Origin of the sequence: Sphingobium sp. B11D3B (genome assembly GCF_025961735.1) — a bacterium.
Classification (GTDB): Bacteria; Pseudomonadota; Alphaproteobacteria; order Sphingomonadales; family Sphingomonadaceae; genus Sphingobium.
In genome coordinates this window covers 2,551,699-2,566,217 of the sequence record NZ_JAOQOF010000001.1, presented here as the reverse complement: position 1 = coordinate 2,566,217, position 14,519 = coordinate 2,551,699, and the positions used below count along the sequence as shown (strand labels likewise).

The 14,519-nt window shown below is 64.3% G+C and carries 14 protein-coding genes; 8 read left to right on the top strand and 6 right to left on the bottom strand.

Annotated elements, in window-relative coordinates; translation table 11 throughout:
• Window positions 1–142: 142 nt before the first annotated feature.
• Entirely contained in the window at window positions 143–766 is a 624-nt protein-coding gene (locus M2333_RS11895; RefSeq protein ID WP_264611903.1) for a class I SAM-dependent methyltransferase, read from the bottom strand.
• Window positions 767–939: 173 nt separating this feature from the next.
• On the opposite strand from M2333_RS11895, the gene M2333_RS11890 reads away from it, so the two are divergent.
• Window positions 940–1,947, top strand: a complete 1,008-nt coding sequence (locus tag M2333_RS11890; RefSeq protein ID WP_264611902.1) for an alcohol dehydrogenase catalytic domain-containing protein — start codon at window positions 940–942, stop codon at window positions 1,945–1,947.
• A gap of 23 nt (window positions 1,948–1,970) precedes the next feature.
• Here M2333_RS11890 and M2333_RS11885 read toward each other — a convergent pair whose 3' ends face one another.
• Both M2333_RS11885 and M2333_RS11880 read right to left on the bottom strand, forming a co-directional pair.
• On the bottom strand, window positions 1,971–2,204 hold the full coding sequence (locus M2333_RS11885) for a hypothetical protein (RefSeq protein WP_264611901.1): 234 nt from the start codon (window positions 2,202–2,204) through the stop codon (window positions 1,971–1,973).
• 145 nt (window positions 2,205–2,349) lie between these two features.
• On the bottom strand, window positions 2,350–3,255 hold the full coding sequence (locus M2333_RS11880; protein WP_264611900.1) for a LysR family transcriptional regulator: 906 nt from the start codon (window positions 3,253–3,255) through the stop codon (window positions 2,350–2,352).
• Window positions 3,256–3,342: 87 nt separating this feature from the next.
• On the opposite strand from M2333_RS11880, the gene M2333_RS11875 reads away from it, so the two are divergent.
• From M2333_RS11875 to M2333_RS11865, 3 genes are all read left to right on the top strand, one after another.
• On the top strand, window positions 3,343–4,377 hold the full coding sequence (locus M2333_RS11875; RefSeq protein ID WP_264611899.1) for an aldo/keto reductase: 1,035 nt from the start codon (window positions 3,343–3,345) through the stop codon (window positions 4,375–4,377).
• Between the two features lie 14 nt (window positions 4,378–4,391).
• On the top strand, window positions 4,392–5,573 hold the full coding sequence (locus M2333_RS11870; RefSeq protein WP_264611898.1) for an MFS transporter: 1,182 nt from the start codon (window positions 4,392–4,394) through the stop codon (window positions 5,571–5,573).
• Window positions 5,574–5,687: 114 nt separating this feature from the next.
• Entirely contained in the window at window positions 5,688–6,038 is a 351-nt protein-coding gene (locus M2333_RS11865) for a DUF2200 domain-containing protein (RefSeq protein ID WP_181560683.1), read from the top strand.
• A 175-nt stretch (window positions 6,039–6,213) separates the two neighbouring features.
• Here M2333_RS11865 and M2333_RS11860 read toward each other — a convergent pair whose 3' ends face one another.
• The gene (locus M2333_RS11860) at window positions 6,214–8,778 is read right to left on the bottom strand and encodes an EAL domain-containing protein (RefSeq protein ID WP_264611897.1); all 2,565 of its coding nucleotides are present in this window, start codon (window positions 8,776–8,778) and stop codon (window positions 6,214–6,216) included.
• Window positions 8,779–8,962: 184 nt separating this feature from the next.
• Between M2333_RS11860 and M2333_RS11855 the strand changes: the two genes are divergently transcribed.
• The gene (locus tag M2333_RS11855) at window positions 8,963–9,172 is read left to right on the top strand and encodes a hypothetical protein (protein WP_264571338.1); all 210 of its coding nucleotides are present in this window, start codon (window positions 8,963–8,965) and stop codon (window positions 9,170–9,172) included.
• Between the two features lies 1 nt (window position 9,173).
• Here M2333_RS11855 and M2333_RS11850 read toward each other — a convergent pair whose 3' ends face one another.
• Window positions 9,174–9,359, bottom strand: coding sequence for a YbdD/YjiX family protein (locus M2333_RS11850; RefSeq protein ID WP_181560681.1), 186 nt, complete (start codon window positions 9,357–9,359; stop codon window positions 9,174–9,176).
• Window positions 9,356–11,404, bottom strand: coding sequence for a carbon starvation CstA family protein (locus tag M2333_RS11845; protein WP_264578050.1), 2,049 nt, complete (start codon window positions 11,402–11,404; stop codon window positions 9,356–9,358). The genes M2333_RS11850 and M2333_RS11845 overlap by 4 nt, the downstream gene beginning before the upstream one ends.
• A gap of 313 nt (window positions 11,405–11,717) precedes the next feature.
• Here M2333_RS11845 and M2333_RS11840 point away from each other — a divergent pair, with 313 nt between their 5' ends.
• Genes M2333_RS11840 through M2333_RS11830 form a run of 3 tightly spaced genes read left to right on the top strand, consistent with a single transcriptional unit; the run spans window position 11,718 to window position 14,518 of the window.
• Window positions 11,718–12,047, top strand: a complete 330-nt coding sequence (locus M2333_RS11840) for a hypothetical protein (RefSeq protein ID WP_264574284.1) — start codon at window positions 11,718–11,720, stop codon at window positions 12,045–12,047.
• A gap of 57 nt (window positions 12,048–12,104) precedes the next feature.
• Window positions 12,105–13,379, top strand: coding sequence for a TolC family protein (locus tag M2333_RS11835; protein ID WP_264611896.1), 1,275 nt, complete (start codon window positions 12,105–12,107; stop codon window positions 13,377–13,379).
• The gene (locus M2333_RS11830; RefSeq protein ID WP_264611895.1) at window positions 13,376–14,518 is read left to right on the top strand and encodes an efflux RND transporter periplasmic adaptor subunit; all 1,143 of its coding nucleotides are present in this window, start codon (window positions 13,376–13,378) and stop codon (window positions 14,516–14,518) included. Before M2333_RS11835 ends, M2333_RS11830 begins: the two co-directional genes overlap by 4 nt.
• Window position 14,519: the final 1 nt, after the last annotated feature.

The window sequence follows — 14,519 nt, the reverse complement described above, 5'->3', positions numbered from 1 at the left end:
CATGGAGTATCTGATGGCCCGCTGCGGGGCGATAGGACAGGGGACTTCAGTGAGACAGATGCTGCGGCCTTGGCCATTGCACAGCCAGACCCGAGCCTCTCACGCTGAGATCCAACAATTGTGGTGGGGAGCGACGCCCGGATCAGTCCACCCGGTTCGAAGGGCGAGATCGCTTCGGCTCTCGACACCAATAGAGATGATAAGGCGGCATGTTGAGCCAACGCCGGCGCCGTTTCACTCGTGCGAAGACTTTGCGGAGCGAGGGTTCGATCGTCCGACGCACCTGATAAGCGAGGAACTCACCGTCGTCGTTGAGAAGGCGCGCGGCATCTTCCACGATTCTCGCCCTGTCGGACTTATCCAACGCGGAGAAGGGGAGGCCAGAGAGAATATAGTCTACCCGCCCGACCACGTCGTCCCCAAGGATGGCCCGAGCTTGGAGAGCCGATCCTGTATGGACCGTAAAGCGAGGATCATCGATCGTGTGGCGAAGATGGTCGGCAAGCCCGTCCTCACTTTCGATCGCGATCAGCTTGGCGTCGCGTGGCAGGTGCGCAAGAATATAGCGGGTAAACTCACCTGTGCCGGGGCCATATTCGACGAACAGGCCCGTGTTGGCCCAGTCGACCCCGTCTAGCTGGCGCTTGATGGTACCCGTCGAGGTGGCAATGGGCGAGCCGACCGAAAGGGGTGCCTTGGCGAACTCCTTGAGGAATGTCGTCCAATGCGGTGAGCCGCCATTTTCGCCCTGCGACGTGCTCCTCATGGCATATATCCTCCCGAAATCTTCAAGAACAATGTGATCGAGCGCTGTCCGTTCCGGGCTTAGCGTTTAATTGGATACGAGCAGTCGGTTAGGCCGTGTCAGCATTGAGGCGGATCAGGTAGAGATGTCCCCCCTCGGGCACGGGCCTCGGCGAGAGACGAAAGGGCATATTTGTGAAAGCCGTTATCTTCCAGGCGCTCCACACGCCGCTGGCGTTCGAGGACATTCCTGATCCCACGCCGGGCGAGGGTGAACTGGTGGTCCAGGTCGGGCGCTGCGGGATTTGCGGCAGTGATCTGCATATGACGCAGGATGCCGCTTATGGATGCAAGCATGGCGATGTGCTGGGCCATGAGTTCGCTGGCGAGGTGGTGGCGCTGGGTCGGAACACGCAAGGGTGCAAAGTGGGCGAGCTCGTCTCGGTCATCCCGCTCAAAAGCTGCGGCGACTGCGAACATTGCCGCAAGGGCGAAGTGCAGTGGTGCGCGTCATTCGGGCTGCAGGGCGGCGGCTATGCCGAATATGCCGTCACCCGCCCGAACCAGTGCGTGCCCCTGCCTGCGGGGCTGACGCTGGCGGATGGCGCCATTATCGAGCCGCTGGCCGTAGCCCTGCACGGCGTGAACCTGTCGGGCCTGAAAACCGGTGACAAAGTGCTGGTGTTGGGCGCAGGGCCGATCGGGCTTGCGGTGGCCTTCTGGGCCAAGCGGCTCGGGGCCGCCAGGGTGGCCGTGCAGGATATCTCCCCCGCGCAGCAGCAGCGCGCGCACGATATGGGCGCGGACGTGTTCGTGGTGGACCCGCAGAACCCGGTCGAAAGTGCCGTGCAGGGTCTAGGCGGCATGGCCGACATCGTCTTCGAATGCGTGGGTGTGCCCGGCCTGATCGCGCAAGCCGTGGACCAGGTGCGTCCGCGCGGCACGATCCTGCTGCTGGGCCTGTGCACCAAGCCGGACACGTTCAATTCCTTCGCCATGCTGGGCAAGGAAGTGCGCCTCGTTACCTCAGCCTTCTTCACTGTGCAGGAATATGAGGCCGCCCTTGCCGCGCTGGAGCAGGGCGCCATCGCGCCCCGGCTGATGGTCACCAGCACCATTGCGCTCGCCGAGACGCCCACGGTCTTCGAGGCCCTCAAACAGCGCGGCGAGCAGTGCAAGGTGCTGATCGCGCCGGGCGTCTAGGCCCTCGGCGCCCTAACCCAGCGTCAACGGTCAGCCGTGATGATGGGGTGGTTCTGGCGCAGTTCATCGAGCAGGCCCTCGACCTTTGCGATATCGGAGGTCGAACCGGTCGCATCGACCATCCAGTTGCAATGGGGATGGGTCCTGAGATCGTAAATCCGGATCGGACCGACGACCTTGCGCCAGCGTTGACGAGTGCCGCCATGGTCGCGGACCAGTCGTGCGATGAGAATATCGGCCAGCTGAGATTGGGTCATGGCGCTGCCTATCTCTTGCGGCGCGGCCCGCGCAAGGGAGGAGTGAGCGCCTGATCCCCAGCGCTTTCCCGCGTCATGGGCGCCATGCGACGACCAGCCTCCCGGGCCGTGAGCGCGAGCACAACGGTCGTCTCGTCCACGACGGCTAACGCATATGCTCGACCAGAAAGTCGACAAAGACGCGCACGCGGGCCGGAAGGTTGGCGCCGCCGACGAACACCGCATTGATCTGCTCGACGTCACCGGGGTTGTAGTCTTCCAGCAGCGGCACGAGCGTGCCGTTGGCGATTTCCTGCGCGACGCTGAAGGCGCCGACCCGCGCGATGCCGACGCCCTGTGCGGCGAGTTGGCCGAGCGTTTCGCCATTATTCGCTTCAATGCTCCCCTTCATCGCCAAGGAGAACGCCTCCCCGTCGCGCATGAAGGGCCAGACTGGCTCACTGCGGCGAAAGTTGAAGTTCAGGCAATTGTGCCCATGCAGATCCTCCGGCACGCGCGGGGTCCCGGCCCGCGCAAGATAGTCGGGTGAGGCGATGATGACGCGGCGGCTTTCGCCCAGTCTGCGCGCGGTCAGGGCGCTGTCGGCGAGCGGACCGAAGCGGATCGCGACATCGGCCTGCCCCGCCGCGACATCGACCAGCGCATCGGTCAGCGCGATGTCGACCAGAATATGGGGATAAGCCTGCGCGAAGCGGCCGAGCAGCGGCACCACGCACAACCGCCCGTGCGACAGCGCCGCGCTGATCCGCAGGCGTCCGCGCGGCAGGCCCTGATCGGCGATCTGCTGCTCGCTATCGTCGAGATCGGCAAGGATGCGCCGTGCGGCCTGGAGATAGGCGAGGCCTTCCGCCGTTGGGGTGAGCGCTCGGGTCGATCGGAGCAGGAGCCTGACGCCCAGTCGCGCCTCGATCCTGTCGACCGCACGGCTCACTGCCGAGGGCGTCAAACCCACCGCGCGGCCGGCGGCGGAAAAACTGCCCCGATCGATCGCCGCGACGAATATCTCCAGGGCGCGCGCACGATCGCCACTCTCAATAACTTTTGCGTCCATAGCAAAGATCCTTGGCTCGAATGCGCACTACAACAGTGGGGCGCTGCGGTCCATTTATGAGTGGAAATCGCAATCGAAGGATCGAGCATGGATTATCGGCAACTAGGGCGCTCGGGTTTGCGCGTGTCGGCCCTGAGTTTCGGCGCCGGGACGTTCGGCGGCAAGGGGCCGTTGTTCAGCGCCTGGGGACAGAGCGACGCTGCCGAAGCGCGGCGGCTGGTCGATATCTGTCTCGATGCGGGCGTGACCCTGTTCGATACCGCCGACGTCTATTCGAACGGCGCGTCGGAAGAGGTGTTGGGGTCCGCAATCAAGGGGCGGCGCGACGCCCTGATGATCTCCACCAAGACCGGCCTGCCAATGGGCGAAGGGCCGCAGGATTGGGGCGCTTCACGGGCACGGCTGATCCGCGCGGTGGAGGATGCGTTGCGGCGTCTGGGCACGGATTATATCGACTTGCTGCAACTCCATGCGCTCGATGCGACCACCCCGGCGGAAGAGGTCATGGGCACGCTCGACAGGCTGATTGCTGCGGGCAAGCTGCGCTATGCGGGTGTCTCCAACTATCCAGGCTGGCAGGTGATGAAGGCGCAGGCCGAGGCGGATCGCCATGGCTGGCCGCGCCTCGTCGCCCATCAGGTCTATTATTCGCTGATCGGACGCGCCTATGAGTGGGATCTGATGCCGCTCGCCGCCGATCAGGGCATGGGTGCGCTGGTGTGGAGCCCGCTCGGCTGGGGACGGCTGACCGGGAAGATCGGGCGCGGCCGGCCGATCCCTCCGGGCAGTCGCCTGAATGAGACAGAGCATTTCGCGCCGCCGGTTGCGGAGGACCATCTCTATCGCGTGATCGACGCGCTGGAGGCGGTTGCAGCCGAAACCGGCAGATCCGTGCCGCAGGTCGCGATCAATTGGCTGCTCGGGCGGCCGACCATCTCCTCCGTCATCATCGGCGCCCGGAATGAGGCCCAGTTGCGTGACAATCTGGGCGCGGTCGGCTGGGCTCTGACGCCGGAACAGATTGCCGCGCTGGATGCGGCCAGCGCCGTTATGCCGCCCTATCCGCATACGCCCTACCGCCAGCAGGACGGCTTTGCCCTGCTCAATCCCCCCATGGTCTGACGGGAGTGAACCCTTTGAAACTGAATCCCGGCATCATCGCACTGGCCATCGGCGCGTTCGGCATCGGTGTGACCGAGTTCGCACCCATGGGCCTGCTCCCGGTCATCGCCAGCGATCTTGGCGTGTCGATCCCGACAGCCGGCCTGCTCATCAGCGCCTATGCGTTCGGCGTGATGCTGGGTGCGCCATTGATGACCCTGACCACTGGCCGGGTGCCGCGCCGCACGCTGCTCATTGCGCTCGCCGGCATCTTCACGCTCGGCAACCTGTTGGCTGCGATCTCGACCGGATACGGGATGCTGCTGGCGGCGCGGCTCGTCACCTCGCTCAACCACGGCGCCTTTTTCGGCGTCGGGGCGATCGTGGCCGCGAGCCTGGTGCCGCCCGAGCGCAAGGCTGGTGCAGTCGCGGCGATGTTCATGGGGCTGACCATCGCCAATGTCGTCGGCGTCCCGCTCGCGACCTGGGCGGGCGAGCATCTGGGCTGGCGGATGTCGTTCTGGGGGATCGCCGGACTGGGTGTTGCCACCATCGCCGCGCTGCGGCTGACCCTGCCGATCTTGCCTGCGCCCCAAGGCGGCAATGCCATTGCCGAGTTGCGCGTGCTGAAGCGCGGCCCGGTGCTCGCCGCCTTGGCGCTGACCGTGATCGGATCGAGCGCCATGTTCACCGTGTTCACCTATATCGCGCCCATCCTCCGTGCAGAAACGCATGCGTCGCTCGGCTTCGTGACGGCGATGCTGGTGACCTATGGCGTCGGACTCACGGTGGGCAACTGGCTGGGCGGCATCTTCGCGGATCGCTCGGTCGATCGCACATTGATGGTGACGCTCGCCGGGCTGGCGCTGGTGCTGGTTGCGTTCGCGGTCCTGATGCCCTTCGCTGCGCCAACCGCGATCCTGATCTTTCTCTGGGGCGTTGCAAGTTTCGCGCTCGTCCCGCCGCTTCAGGTGCGGGTGATGGCTGCCGCAGCGGATGCGCCCAATCTGGCATCCGCCGTCAACATCGGCGCCTTCAACCTCGGCAACGCGATCGGCGCCGCCATCGGTGGCGCTGTGATCGCTGCGGGACTTGGCTATCGCGCCGTCGCCCTGGCAGGGGCCGGCGCCGCAGTCATCGGCCTGATCGCCGTCGTGGCCGCGGTGTGGACATCGCAGGCTCCTCAACGTCAGGAACCGAAAATTTGCGATGCTTGAACGGTGTTGAGACGCAACCACCTCTCTGCCACGGAACGGTCATTCCGGCAGAGCACTTGCTTATCGCCGGTCCTCTATTCATGCTTCGAGGACGATCATGTGATGGAGCGGCCGATGGCAGGGCATCGTATCTATTCAGTCAGTGTCGCAAGCGTCTATCCTCTCTATGTCGCCAAGGCAGCCAAGAAAGGGCGCACAAAGGAAGAGGTGGACGAGATCTTGCGCTGGCTGACGGGGCACAGCCAAGAGTCCCTCGATAGCGTGCTGGCCGCCGGCACCTCATTCGAGGACTTCTTTGCAACCGCCCCCTGCATGAATCCCGCGCGTTCCCTGATCACCGGCGTAGTCTGCGGGGTGCGCGTCGAGACGATCGAGGAGGGCACCATGCGCGAAATCCGCTATCTCGATAAACTGATCGACGAACTTGCGAAGGGCAGGGGGATGGAAAAGATCCTGCGCGGATAACACTATCGCGACTGCGGCTTAGCCAGCAGCGCGCCGATATAGTCGCACTTCGCCTGGCCGACGCCAACCATCTCACGAGGCAAGCGTCAGTCCGAGCTGGATCGAGCGCCGGGCGTAAGAACTCTCGCCACAATAGGTGGCCCGCACGGACGCCGACCGCGATCGGAGAGAGAAGTTACGCCATTCTGAAAGCTTTGGTCTCTAAATCGGGACTGCGCGCCAGCATCTGGCGCAATGTGCGCGCACCGACTGGCTTGCTCAATAAATAGCCCTGCAGGTGCGTACAGCCGCTCTCAATCAGGAGACGCACTTGTTCTTCAGTCTCAATGCCTTCGGCCACGATGCCCATGTCCAGCGCACGGCCAAGGCCAACCACCGCCTGCACGATTGCCTTTGCCGCGCGGGACGTGGCGATCTCATCCACGAATGACTTATCGATCTTGACCTTGTCGAATGTGAAGCGCTGAAAATAGCTGAGGGAAGAGTATCCCACTCCAAAATCGTCGATCAGGATTTGAATACCGAGTGCGCGCAGCTCCTCCAACTGCTTGAAGGTTCGTTCAACGTCCCGGATGACGAGGCCTTCTGTGACTTCGAGCTGGACGCGGTCGGCACGAATGCGGGAATCATCCATGGCGCGCCGCACTGTTTCGACAAGCCGCCCCGAAATAAACTGCATGGGGGAAAGGTTGATGGCGACACGCACATGTTCGGGCCAGTCTTGCGCGTCACGACAAGCGCGGCGCAGCAGTTGTTCGCCCAAGCGATCGATCAACCCACATTCCTCCGCGAGGGATATGAAGATGTCAGGGCGGATCGGCCCGCGCTCGGGATGTGTCCAGCGTGCCAGCGCTTCGGCACTGGTGATCTGGCCGGAGTTTGCGGAGAGGACGGGTTGATAGGCGAGTTCGATCCTGTCTTTCTCAATGGCTTCGCGTAATTCGGTCTCCAGCTTCCGGCGATCCTGCGCTGCGGCGTCCATCTCGGCATTGAAGAAGCAGGCTTTGCCCCTTCCCATCTGCTTCGCGCGGTAAAGCGCCAGATCGACATTCTCCCGAAGCTGCTCGGTTGTCAGACCATCTTCAGGCATGAGCACAATGCCGATGGAGGCGCCGACATGTGCGACCACACGATCGGTCAGGAACGGCTTGCAGATACTCATCAGAACAGCCGAAGCGACGTCGTCGGCACGTTCGCGCAATCGCGTGCCGGTAAGGACGGTGATGAATTCGTCTCCGCCGATACGCGCCACCCACCCTTGGGCGGGAACCGCGCTCCGGAGCCTGTCACCGACCTGTGAGAGAACCACGTCGCCTACCGGGTGGCCGAACTGGTCGTTGACCGCCTTGAACCGGTCAAGATCGATGCTGAGCATCGCAAAAGGCTCGCCTGCCCGGACGAGACGGTGAAGTTTGTCGGTGAAGCTCGCCCGATTGAGCAGTCCGGTGAGGGCGTCATAATGTGCCAGGCGGAGAACTTCCGCCTCCGCCAGTCGCGTTGCGGTCACGTCTTCAGATATACCAAGGAGATATTGCCCCGGCCGGTCCGGACCGTCGATCAGGGTGCGGGTCGTCCGCAAATGGACAGACTCGCCATCTTCGCGGACGAACTCGCTTTCGAAGATCGTGGCCGAAGGCGACGCGATCGACTCATTGTCGCGTCGCTCGTAATCTTCCCCATAATCGGGAAAAAGATCCTTGTCGGTTTGTCCGATGATGTCGCGGGCGGGACGACCGATAGCAACCTCACCGGCGCGATTGATCATCAGATATTGGCGCGTTTGCGTGTCCTTCACGAACAGCATCGCAGGCAGGTTCGTCACGACTGTATCCAGAAACGCCTGGGTCTGCTCGCGCTCCCGTTCCAAAACCTTGCGCGCGCTGATGTCTCGAATGATTGCCGCAAAGCCGCCCTCCGGCGGTCCTGCGCCCCAACGGGCTAAGGACAGTTCTACCGGGAACTCGCTGCCATCTGCCCGCCCGCCTACGAGCTCAACGAATGTTCCGACAATTCTGGTGGCACCGCCAGCGGCGGCCCGCGCGAATATATCCCGATGACCTTCTGCAAGGCGTGGCGGGATGATGATCTCGACATTCTTGCCGAGAGCCTCGTCGCGCGCATGACCAAACATGCGTTCGGCGGCCGGATTCCAGTAGACAATCGTTCCGTGGCGATCGGCCGCGAGCACCGCGTCCGAAGTCGCGTCAACCACCCTCGCGGCGATCTCTCCCATGTTCCGGAAGCGTCGGGACTCGATCAGGTCGGTCGCAAGCTTGGCTAAATCCCGGAGCACAGCTTCCTGCGGCGCGGTAAGCCCATCACGAGCGGTGGGATCGAACACACATAAAGTGCCGAGACAGTGCCCCGAATTCACAATCAGGGGGATGCCGGCATAAAAGCGTATTCCGCTCTCTTGCGTTACGAGCGGGTTAGAGCTGAACCGATCATCCTCCGTAGCATCTGGAACCACGAGGAGGCCGCGCGAAGCGACGGCGTGAGTGCAGAAAGCGATGTTCCGGGGTGTTTCAGAAAATGGGATACCGTGCCGCGATTTGAACCATTGCCTCGCTTCGTCGATGAGGCTGATTGCGGAGCTCGCAACACCCAGCGCGGCGGCAGCCAGCCGGGTAATCTCGTCAAATTCGCGCTCGGGCGGGGTATCGAGAATCTCCAGTTTGTGGAGAGCAGACAGTCGGTCAACCTCGCTGAAAGCGGGAGGTGGCGTGTGGGAGCGGTCCATCGAACTGGTATGGCGAAATGGGTTTACAGAGTCGTAAATTACAGTTGTCGAGCCGACTGACGAAGGTGGCGGGCGTGATCGCAGCCAGTCACGGCAAGAGCGAGCGAGAAAGCCGCACCGTTGAACGCGCGCGCGGAACTGGCTCCTGCGGCCTCCGTTTCCAAAACAGAAACGGAGAAGACACATGGAAGAACACAACCCTCGACAAAAGCCGGAACGCGATCGGTCCATGCCGGACGGAAGGCCGGAGCCGTCCAACCCCTCGGTCGTCCCGAACACCGATAAGCCACAAGGCCGCGAGCGCGATTATATTGAGGATGGCCAGCGAAAGGCCGAGCGCGACGAAAAGCAGATGCGGGATGCAGGTTTTGGCTCCGAGATAGGCGCCGAATAACCTAGCAGCACTTGCCTCCGCCAGCGCCTCCATAACGCGCCTGCTCACGGTTGCGGAAAAACTCGGTCCGCGTCATCGGTACCGCCTGGGGATGGTGACGCGCCATATGGGCCAGATAGGCCTCATAAGGCGGTTGCCCGACCATCAAGCGCGCGGTGGCGCGCAGCCGATGCCACAGGCCGCTCATTCCGCCGGCACCATCTGGGCCGGGGCTTCATGTGCCGTCGGAGCGGGATTGCGCAGGCTCGCCAGGCATGTCCGGATGGTGAAGAAGAGCAGCGAGAGCACGACGGCGACGAACAGCGCGCAAAGACCGGCATCGATCCGATCATTGAAGATAATCGCGTTCATCTCCGCCATGGATTTCGCCGGGGCCAGAACTTCGCCCCGCGCGGCGGCGTCCGAAAAGCGCCGGGCATGTGCGAGGAAGCCGACGGCCGGATCGCTCGACAGGAGCTTGAGCGCGCCGGCGCTCAGCGTGCAGACCAGCAGCCAGAGTGTGGGCACCACGGTCACCCAGGCGAACCGGTGCTGCTTCATCCGGAAGAGAACCACGGTAGAAAGCATCAGTGCGACGGCCGCGAGCATCTGGTTCGAGATGCCAAACACCGGCCAGAGCGTGTTCACGCCGCCAAGCGGATCGGTGACGCCTTGATAGAGGAAGAAGCCCCAGCTGGCCACGCACAGACCGGTCGCGATCACCCCCGGCAGCAGGGCGTTGCCCGCGCGGAATGAGGGGACGGCAAGGCCGATCAGATCCTGCAGCATGAAGCGGCCGGCGCGGGTTCCTGCATCGACGGCCGTCAGGATGAACAGCGCCTCGAACAGGATGGCGAAATGATACCAGAAGGCCTTCATCGCTGGCCCGCCGACGACATGGCTGAAAATCTCGGCCATGGCCACGGCGAGGGTCGGCGCGCCACCGGTTCGCGAGACGATGCTGTGCTCACCGACATCGCGGGCGGTCTGGGCCAATGTGTCGGCTGAGACCGGGAAGCCCATGGCGGTGACCGCGGCCGCTGCGCTCACGGGATCGCCGCCGGTGATCGCGGCCGGACTGTTCATCGCGAAATAGATGCCCGGATCGAGGATCGAGGCGCCGACCAGCGCCATGATCGCCACGAACGCTTCCATCAGCATCGCGCCATAGCCGATGAAAGGCGCATCGGTTTCTGCCGCGATGAGCTTGGGCGTCGTGCCGCTGGAGATGAGCGCATGGAAGCCCGAGACGGCGCCGCAGGCGATGGTGATGAACAGGAAGGGGAAGAGGCCACCCGACCAGACCGGACCGCCCCCGCCGACGAACTGGGTCAGCGCCGGCATCCGCAGCGGCGGGGCCATGACGACGATGCCGATCGCCAGCGCCGCGATCGCGCCGATCTTGAGAAAGGTCGACAGATAATCGCGCGGCGCCAGCAGCAGCCACACCGGCAGGATGGAGGCGACGGCGCCATAGCCGATGAGGATCCAGCAGAGCTGCGTGGGCGTGAAGGTGAAGATCGGCCCCCAGACGGGGGAAGCGGCGACCGATTGCCCGTACATGATGGCGAGCATCAGCCCCACGAAGCCAAGCAGCGAAACCTCGCCAATGCGGCCCGGGCGGATCCAGCGTGTGTAGATGCCCATCAAGAGGGCGAGGGGGATCGTGGCGGCGACAGTGAACATGCCCCAGGGGCTCTCCGCCAGTGCGCGCACGACGATGAGGGCGAGCACCGCGAGGATGATGACCATGATCAGAAAGGCGCCGGCGAGCGCGATCGTGCCGGCGACCGGCCCCATCTCCATACGGACCAGTTCACCGAGCGATTTGCCGTCGCGCCGCATCGAGATGAACAGCACCATGAAATCCTGGACCGCGCCGGCCAGCACGACGCCGAAGATGATCCAGAGCGTGCCGGGCAGATAGCCCATCTGCGCCGCGAGCACCGGGCCGACCAGTGGGCCGGCGCCGGCAATGGCCGCGAAATGATGACCAAAGAGGACGCGGCGGTCCGTGGGCACATAATCCAGCCCGTCGCCCCGATACTGGGCCGGCGTGGCGCGAGCAGGATCGAGCCGCATGACGTGCCGGGCGATGTAGAGCGCATAATAACGATAGGCGACGAGGAAGATGCTGACCGCGGCGATCACAATCCACAGCGCGTTGACCGCCTCGCCGCGTGCCGTGGCGACGATGCCGAGACAGACGGCGCCGATGATCGCGAGGATGATCCAGAAAATATGCTTCACCATGTCCGCCCCTAACATTCCATCCTGGATTCGCCGCAATGCCCCGTTGCCACCATGAGCTGTCGTAAGCGTGACATACACGCTTTCCAAGCCGATCCCGCAAGCTGCCGCGAGGGTGACCGCGTAAAGCCTGGCGCGTGATGCGAAAACCTCCGCCGCTGCTCACGTCGGCGAGCACGGTATGCCTGCTGCTCATCTCGATAACGGGGTACCGCTCTCGCCACCTCCGGCGGCACGCAAATCATCCTTACGGATAAGGAGCTTATTTCAAAAAACACCGGTTACGTCGTGGCGGCGGAGTGATAAGGGAGGGATGATGCGCAAGCTTCTCCCTTTGCTCGCCTGCCTGATGCTGGTGCTTTCCGGCTTCGCTGGCATGGCGCACGCTGCTGAAGCGGTGGGCGGGAGCGTGCTTGGCGCCGAACTTACGGTCCACGCACCGGGTGATGGCGACGAGGTGCCTGCGGACAGCGACAATGGACTGCCGCATCATCACAATCCCTGTCACGGACATCATGTTGGAACGCCTGCAACGATCATCGGGTCACAGGCGAGCCTGGTGACAAACGATCCCGAGCAGCGCCATTTGCGCGCGCCGCTGCCGGATGCCCGCGGCGGCGTCTTGCCAAGGCCGCCCCAAGCCTGACGGTTTCGCCGGCCGGCGCATGCCGGCCTGACGATCAGCTGTCAGGAAGAATCACTCATGAAGAAATTGCTCGCGGCGATGCTCGCCGCAGCGTCCTGTGCCTCGGCGGCGCAGGCGCAACAGGGGCGCGTATCGGCCGATGCTGCGGCGTCGATCCTCACGCTTGAACAGGCCATCGCCGCAGCGGGCGGCGCTGCACCGTCAACCGACGCTGCCAAAGCCGCTATCGAAGCCGCCCGCGCCAACCGCATGGTTGCGGGCCTGCGTCCCAACCCCTTGGCGCAGGCGCAGGTCGAGAATGTCGTCGGCACCGGACTATATAGGGGGCTCCAGAGCGCGGAGACGACGATGGGCGTGACATTGCCCATCGAACTCGGCGGCAAGCGCAGTGCGCGTGTGGCTGTCGCCACAGCGCAACTTTCGGGTGCGGAACTGGAAGCAGCGGTCGTTGCGGCCGATGTTCGCCTTCAGGTCACCTCGCTCTATGTCGAGGCGATCGCGGCGGAAAGACGGCTCGCAACCGCCGGAGACCAGCTCAGGATCGCGAACGATGCCCTGCAAGCGGCACGGGTGCGCGTGCAAGCCGGCCGTGCGTCACCGCTTGAAGAGCAGCGTGCGGATCTCGCCAGGATCAACGCGGCGGCGAGCCTGGAACGCGCGGCCCGGCTTGCGGATGTCGCCCGGCTTAACCTCGCACGACGGCTTGGCCGTTCGATTGATGGTGCGCTGGATATCGGGCTGTTGGACCAAATTCCGACAGCATCCTATGGCCCGACGATCGCGCCGTCTGCGTCCGGCACGCTCACGCTTGCGGCAGCCGACGCCAATCTTGCCGTCGCCGATGCCGGCATCCGTCTGGCGCGCGCCAATCGTGTGCCCGATCTCAATATCGGGCCGGCGCTCCGGCGTCTGGAAGCGACCAACGACACCGCCGCGGCTTTCGCCATCTCGATTGCGATCCCGCTGTTCAACAACGGGCGGGCGGCAGTCGCGCAGGCCAGTGCGGAACGCACGAGGGCTGAGGCGCGGCGGCGCATGACGGCACTCGATGTCGATCAGGCGATTGCCGAAGCGCAAGCTGAAGCAGCCAATGCCGAAACGACCGCACGCGCGGCCGCCGGTCCGGCGCTCGCGGCCGCGCAGGAGGCGGCCCGTATCGCACGGATCGGCTATCGCGAGGGCAAGTTCAGCCAGCTCGACTTGCTCGACGCCGAGCGCACGCTCGCGGACACCCGCGTCGCTGCGATCGATGCCCTCGCCAATTATCACAATGCCCGTGCGCGGCTGGAGCGGCTGACCGCTCCCGCGCCTCGAGGGGGGAACCAGTCATGAAGAAACTTAAGCTTGCGGGCGCAATGTCGCTCGCGCTCATATTGGCTGCCTGCGGTGACAGCGCTTCGACGAACGAAACCGCGCCCGAGCAACCCAAGGAAACCGGCCATGTGGATGAAGGCGTCATCACGCTCTCGGCCGAACAGATTGCGGCGGCAGGCGTGCAGGTTGCCGTTCCGCTGATCGGCGGCGCCGGCACGATCGAACTGCCCGCGACGATCGATGGCGATCCGCAGGCGACACAGGTCGTCTCGGCGGCGATCGCGGGTCGTGTCGTCGCGCTTAACCGCAATCTCGGCGAAAGCGTTTCCCGCGGGCAGACGCTTGCGGTGATCGAGAGCCGCGAGGCGGCGCAGCTCAAGGGGGCGGTCGAGGCGGCCCGGGCACGGCTCGCCCTCGCCAATTCCAATCTCGCGCGCGAGCAACGGCTGTTCTCTCAGCGCGTTTCACCTGAGCAGGATCTGATCGCGGCGCGAACCGCGGCAACCGAAGCGCGGATCGCACTCACCCAGGCGCAAAGCCAGGTTTCGGCAACTGGGGGCGGTGGGGGCGGGCTCAATCGCCTCGGCATCGTTGCCCCCCTCTCGGGCCAGGTGATCGCGAGACCGGTCGTGCTCGGTCAAACGGTTGCGGCTGACGCCGAGCTGTTCCGGATCGCCAATCTGTCGAAGGTCTCGCTCTCGCTCAGCCTCAAGCCCGAGGATGCGGGCCGCGTCCGACCCGGGGCGCCCGTGACGGTCACCGCAGCAGGACGCTCGGCAATCGGGCAGATGAGCTTCGTGTCGCCAGCGCTCGATCCACAGACCAGGCTGGTGCCGGCGATCGCATCGCTCGACAATGGCGGCGGCGTCTGGCGCGTTGGCGAGGCGGTTACTGCGTCGGTGCAACTGGCTGGCGGCGGCGACGGTCCCGCCTCTGTGCGCGTGCCCCTGACGGCCGTGCAAACGGTCGAGGGGAAAACGGTCGTGTTCGCGCGGACGGCGACAGGCTTCAGGGTCACGCCGGTCCAGCTTGGCGATCCCGCCGGCGACACCGTGCTGATCCGCTCCGGGCTTTCAGGCCGTGAGCGGATCGCCACCACCGGAAGTTTCACGCTCAAGGCCGAACTCGGCAAGAGCGAAGCAAGCCATGAGGACTGAA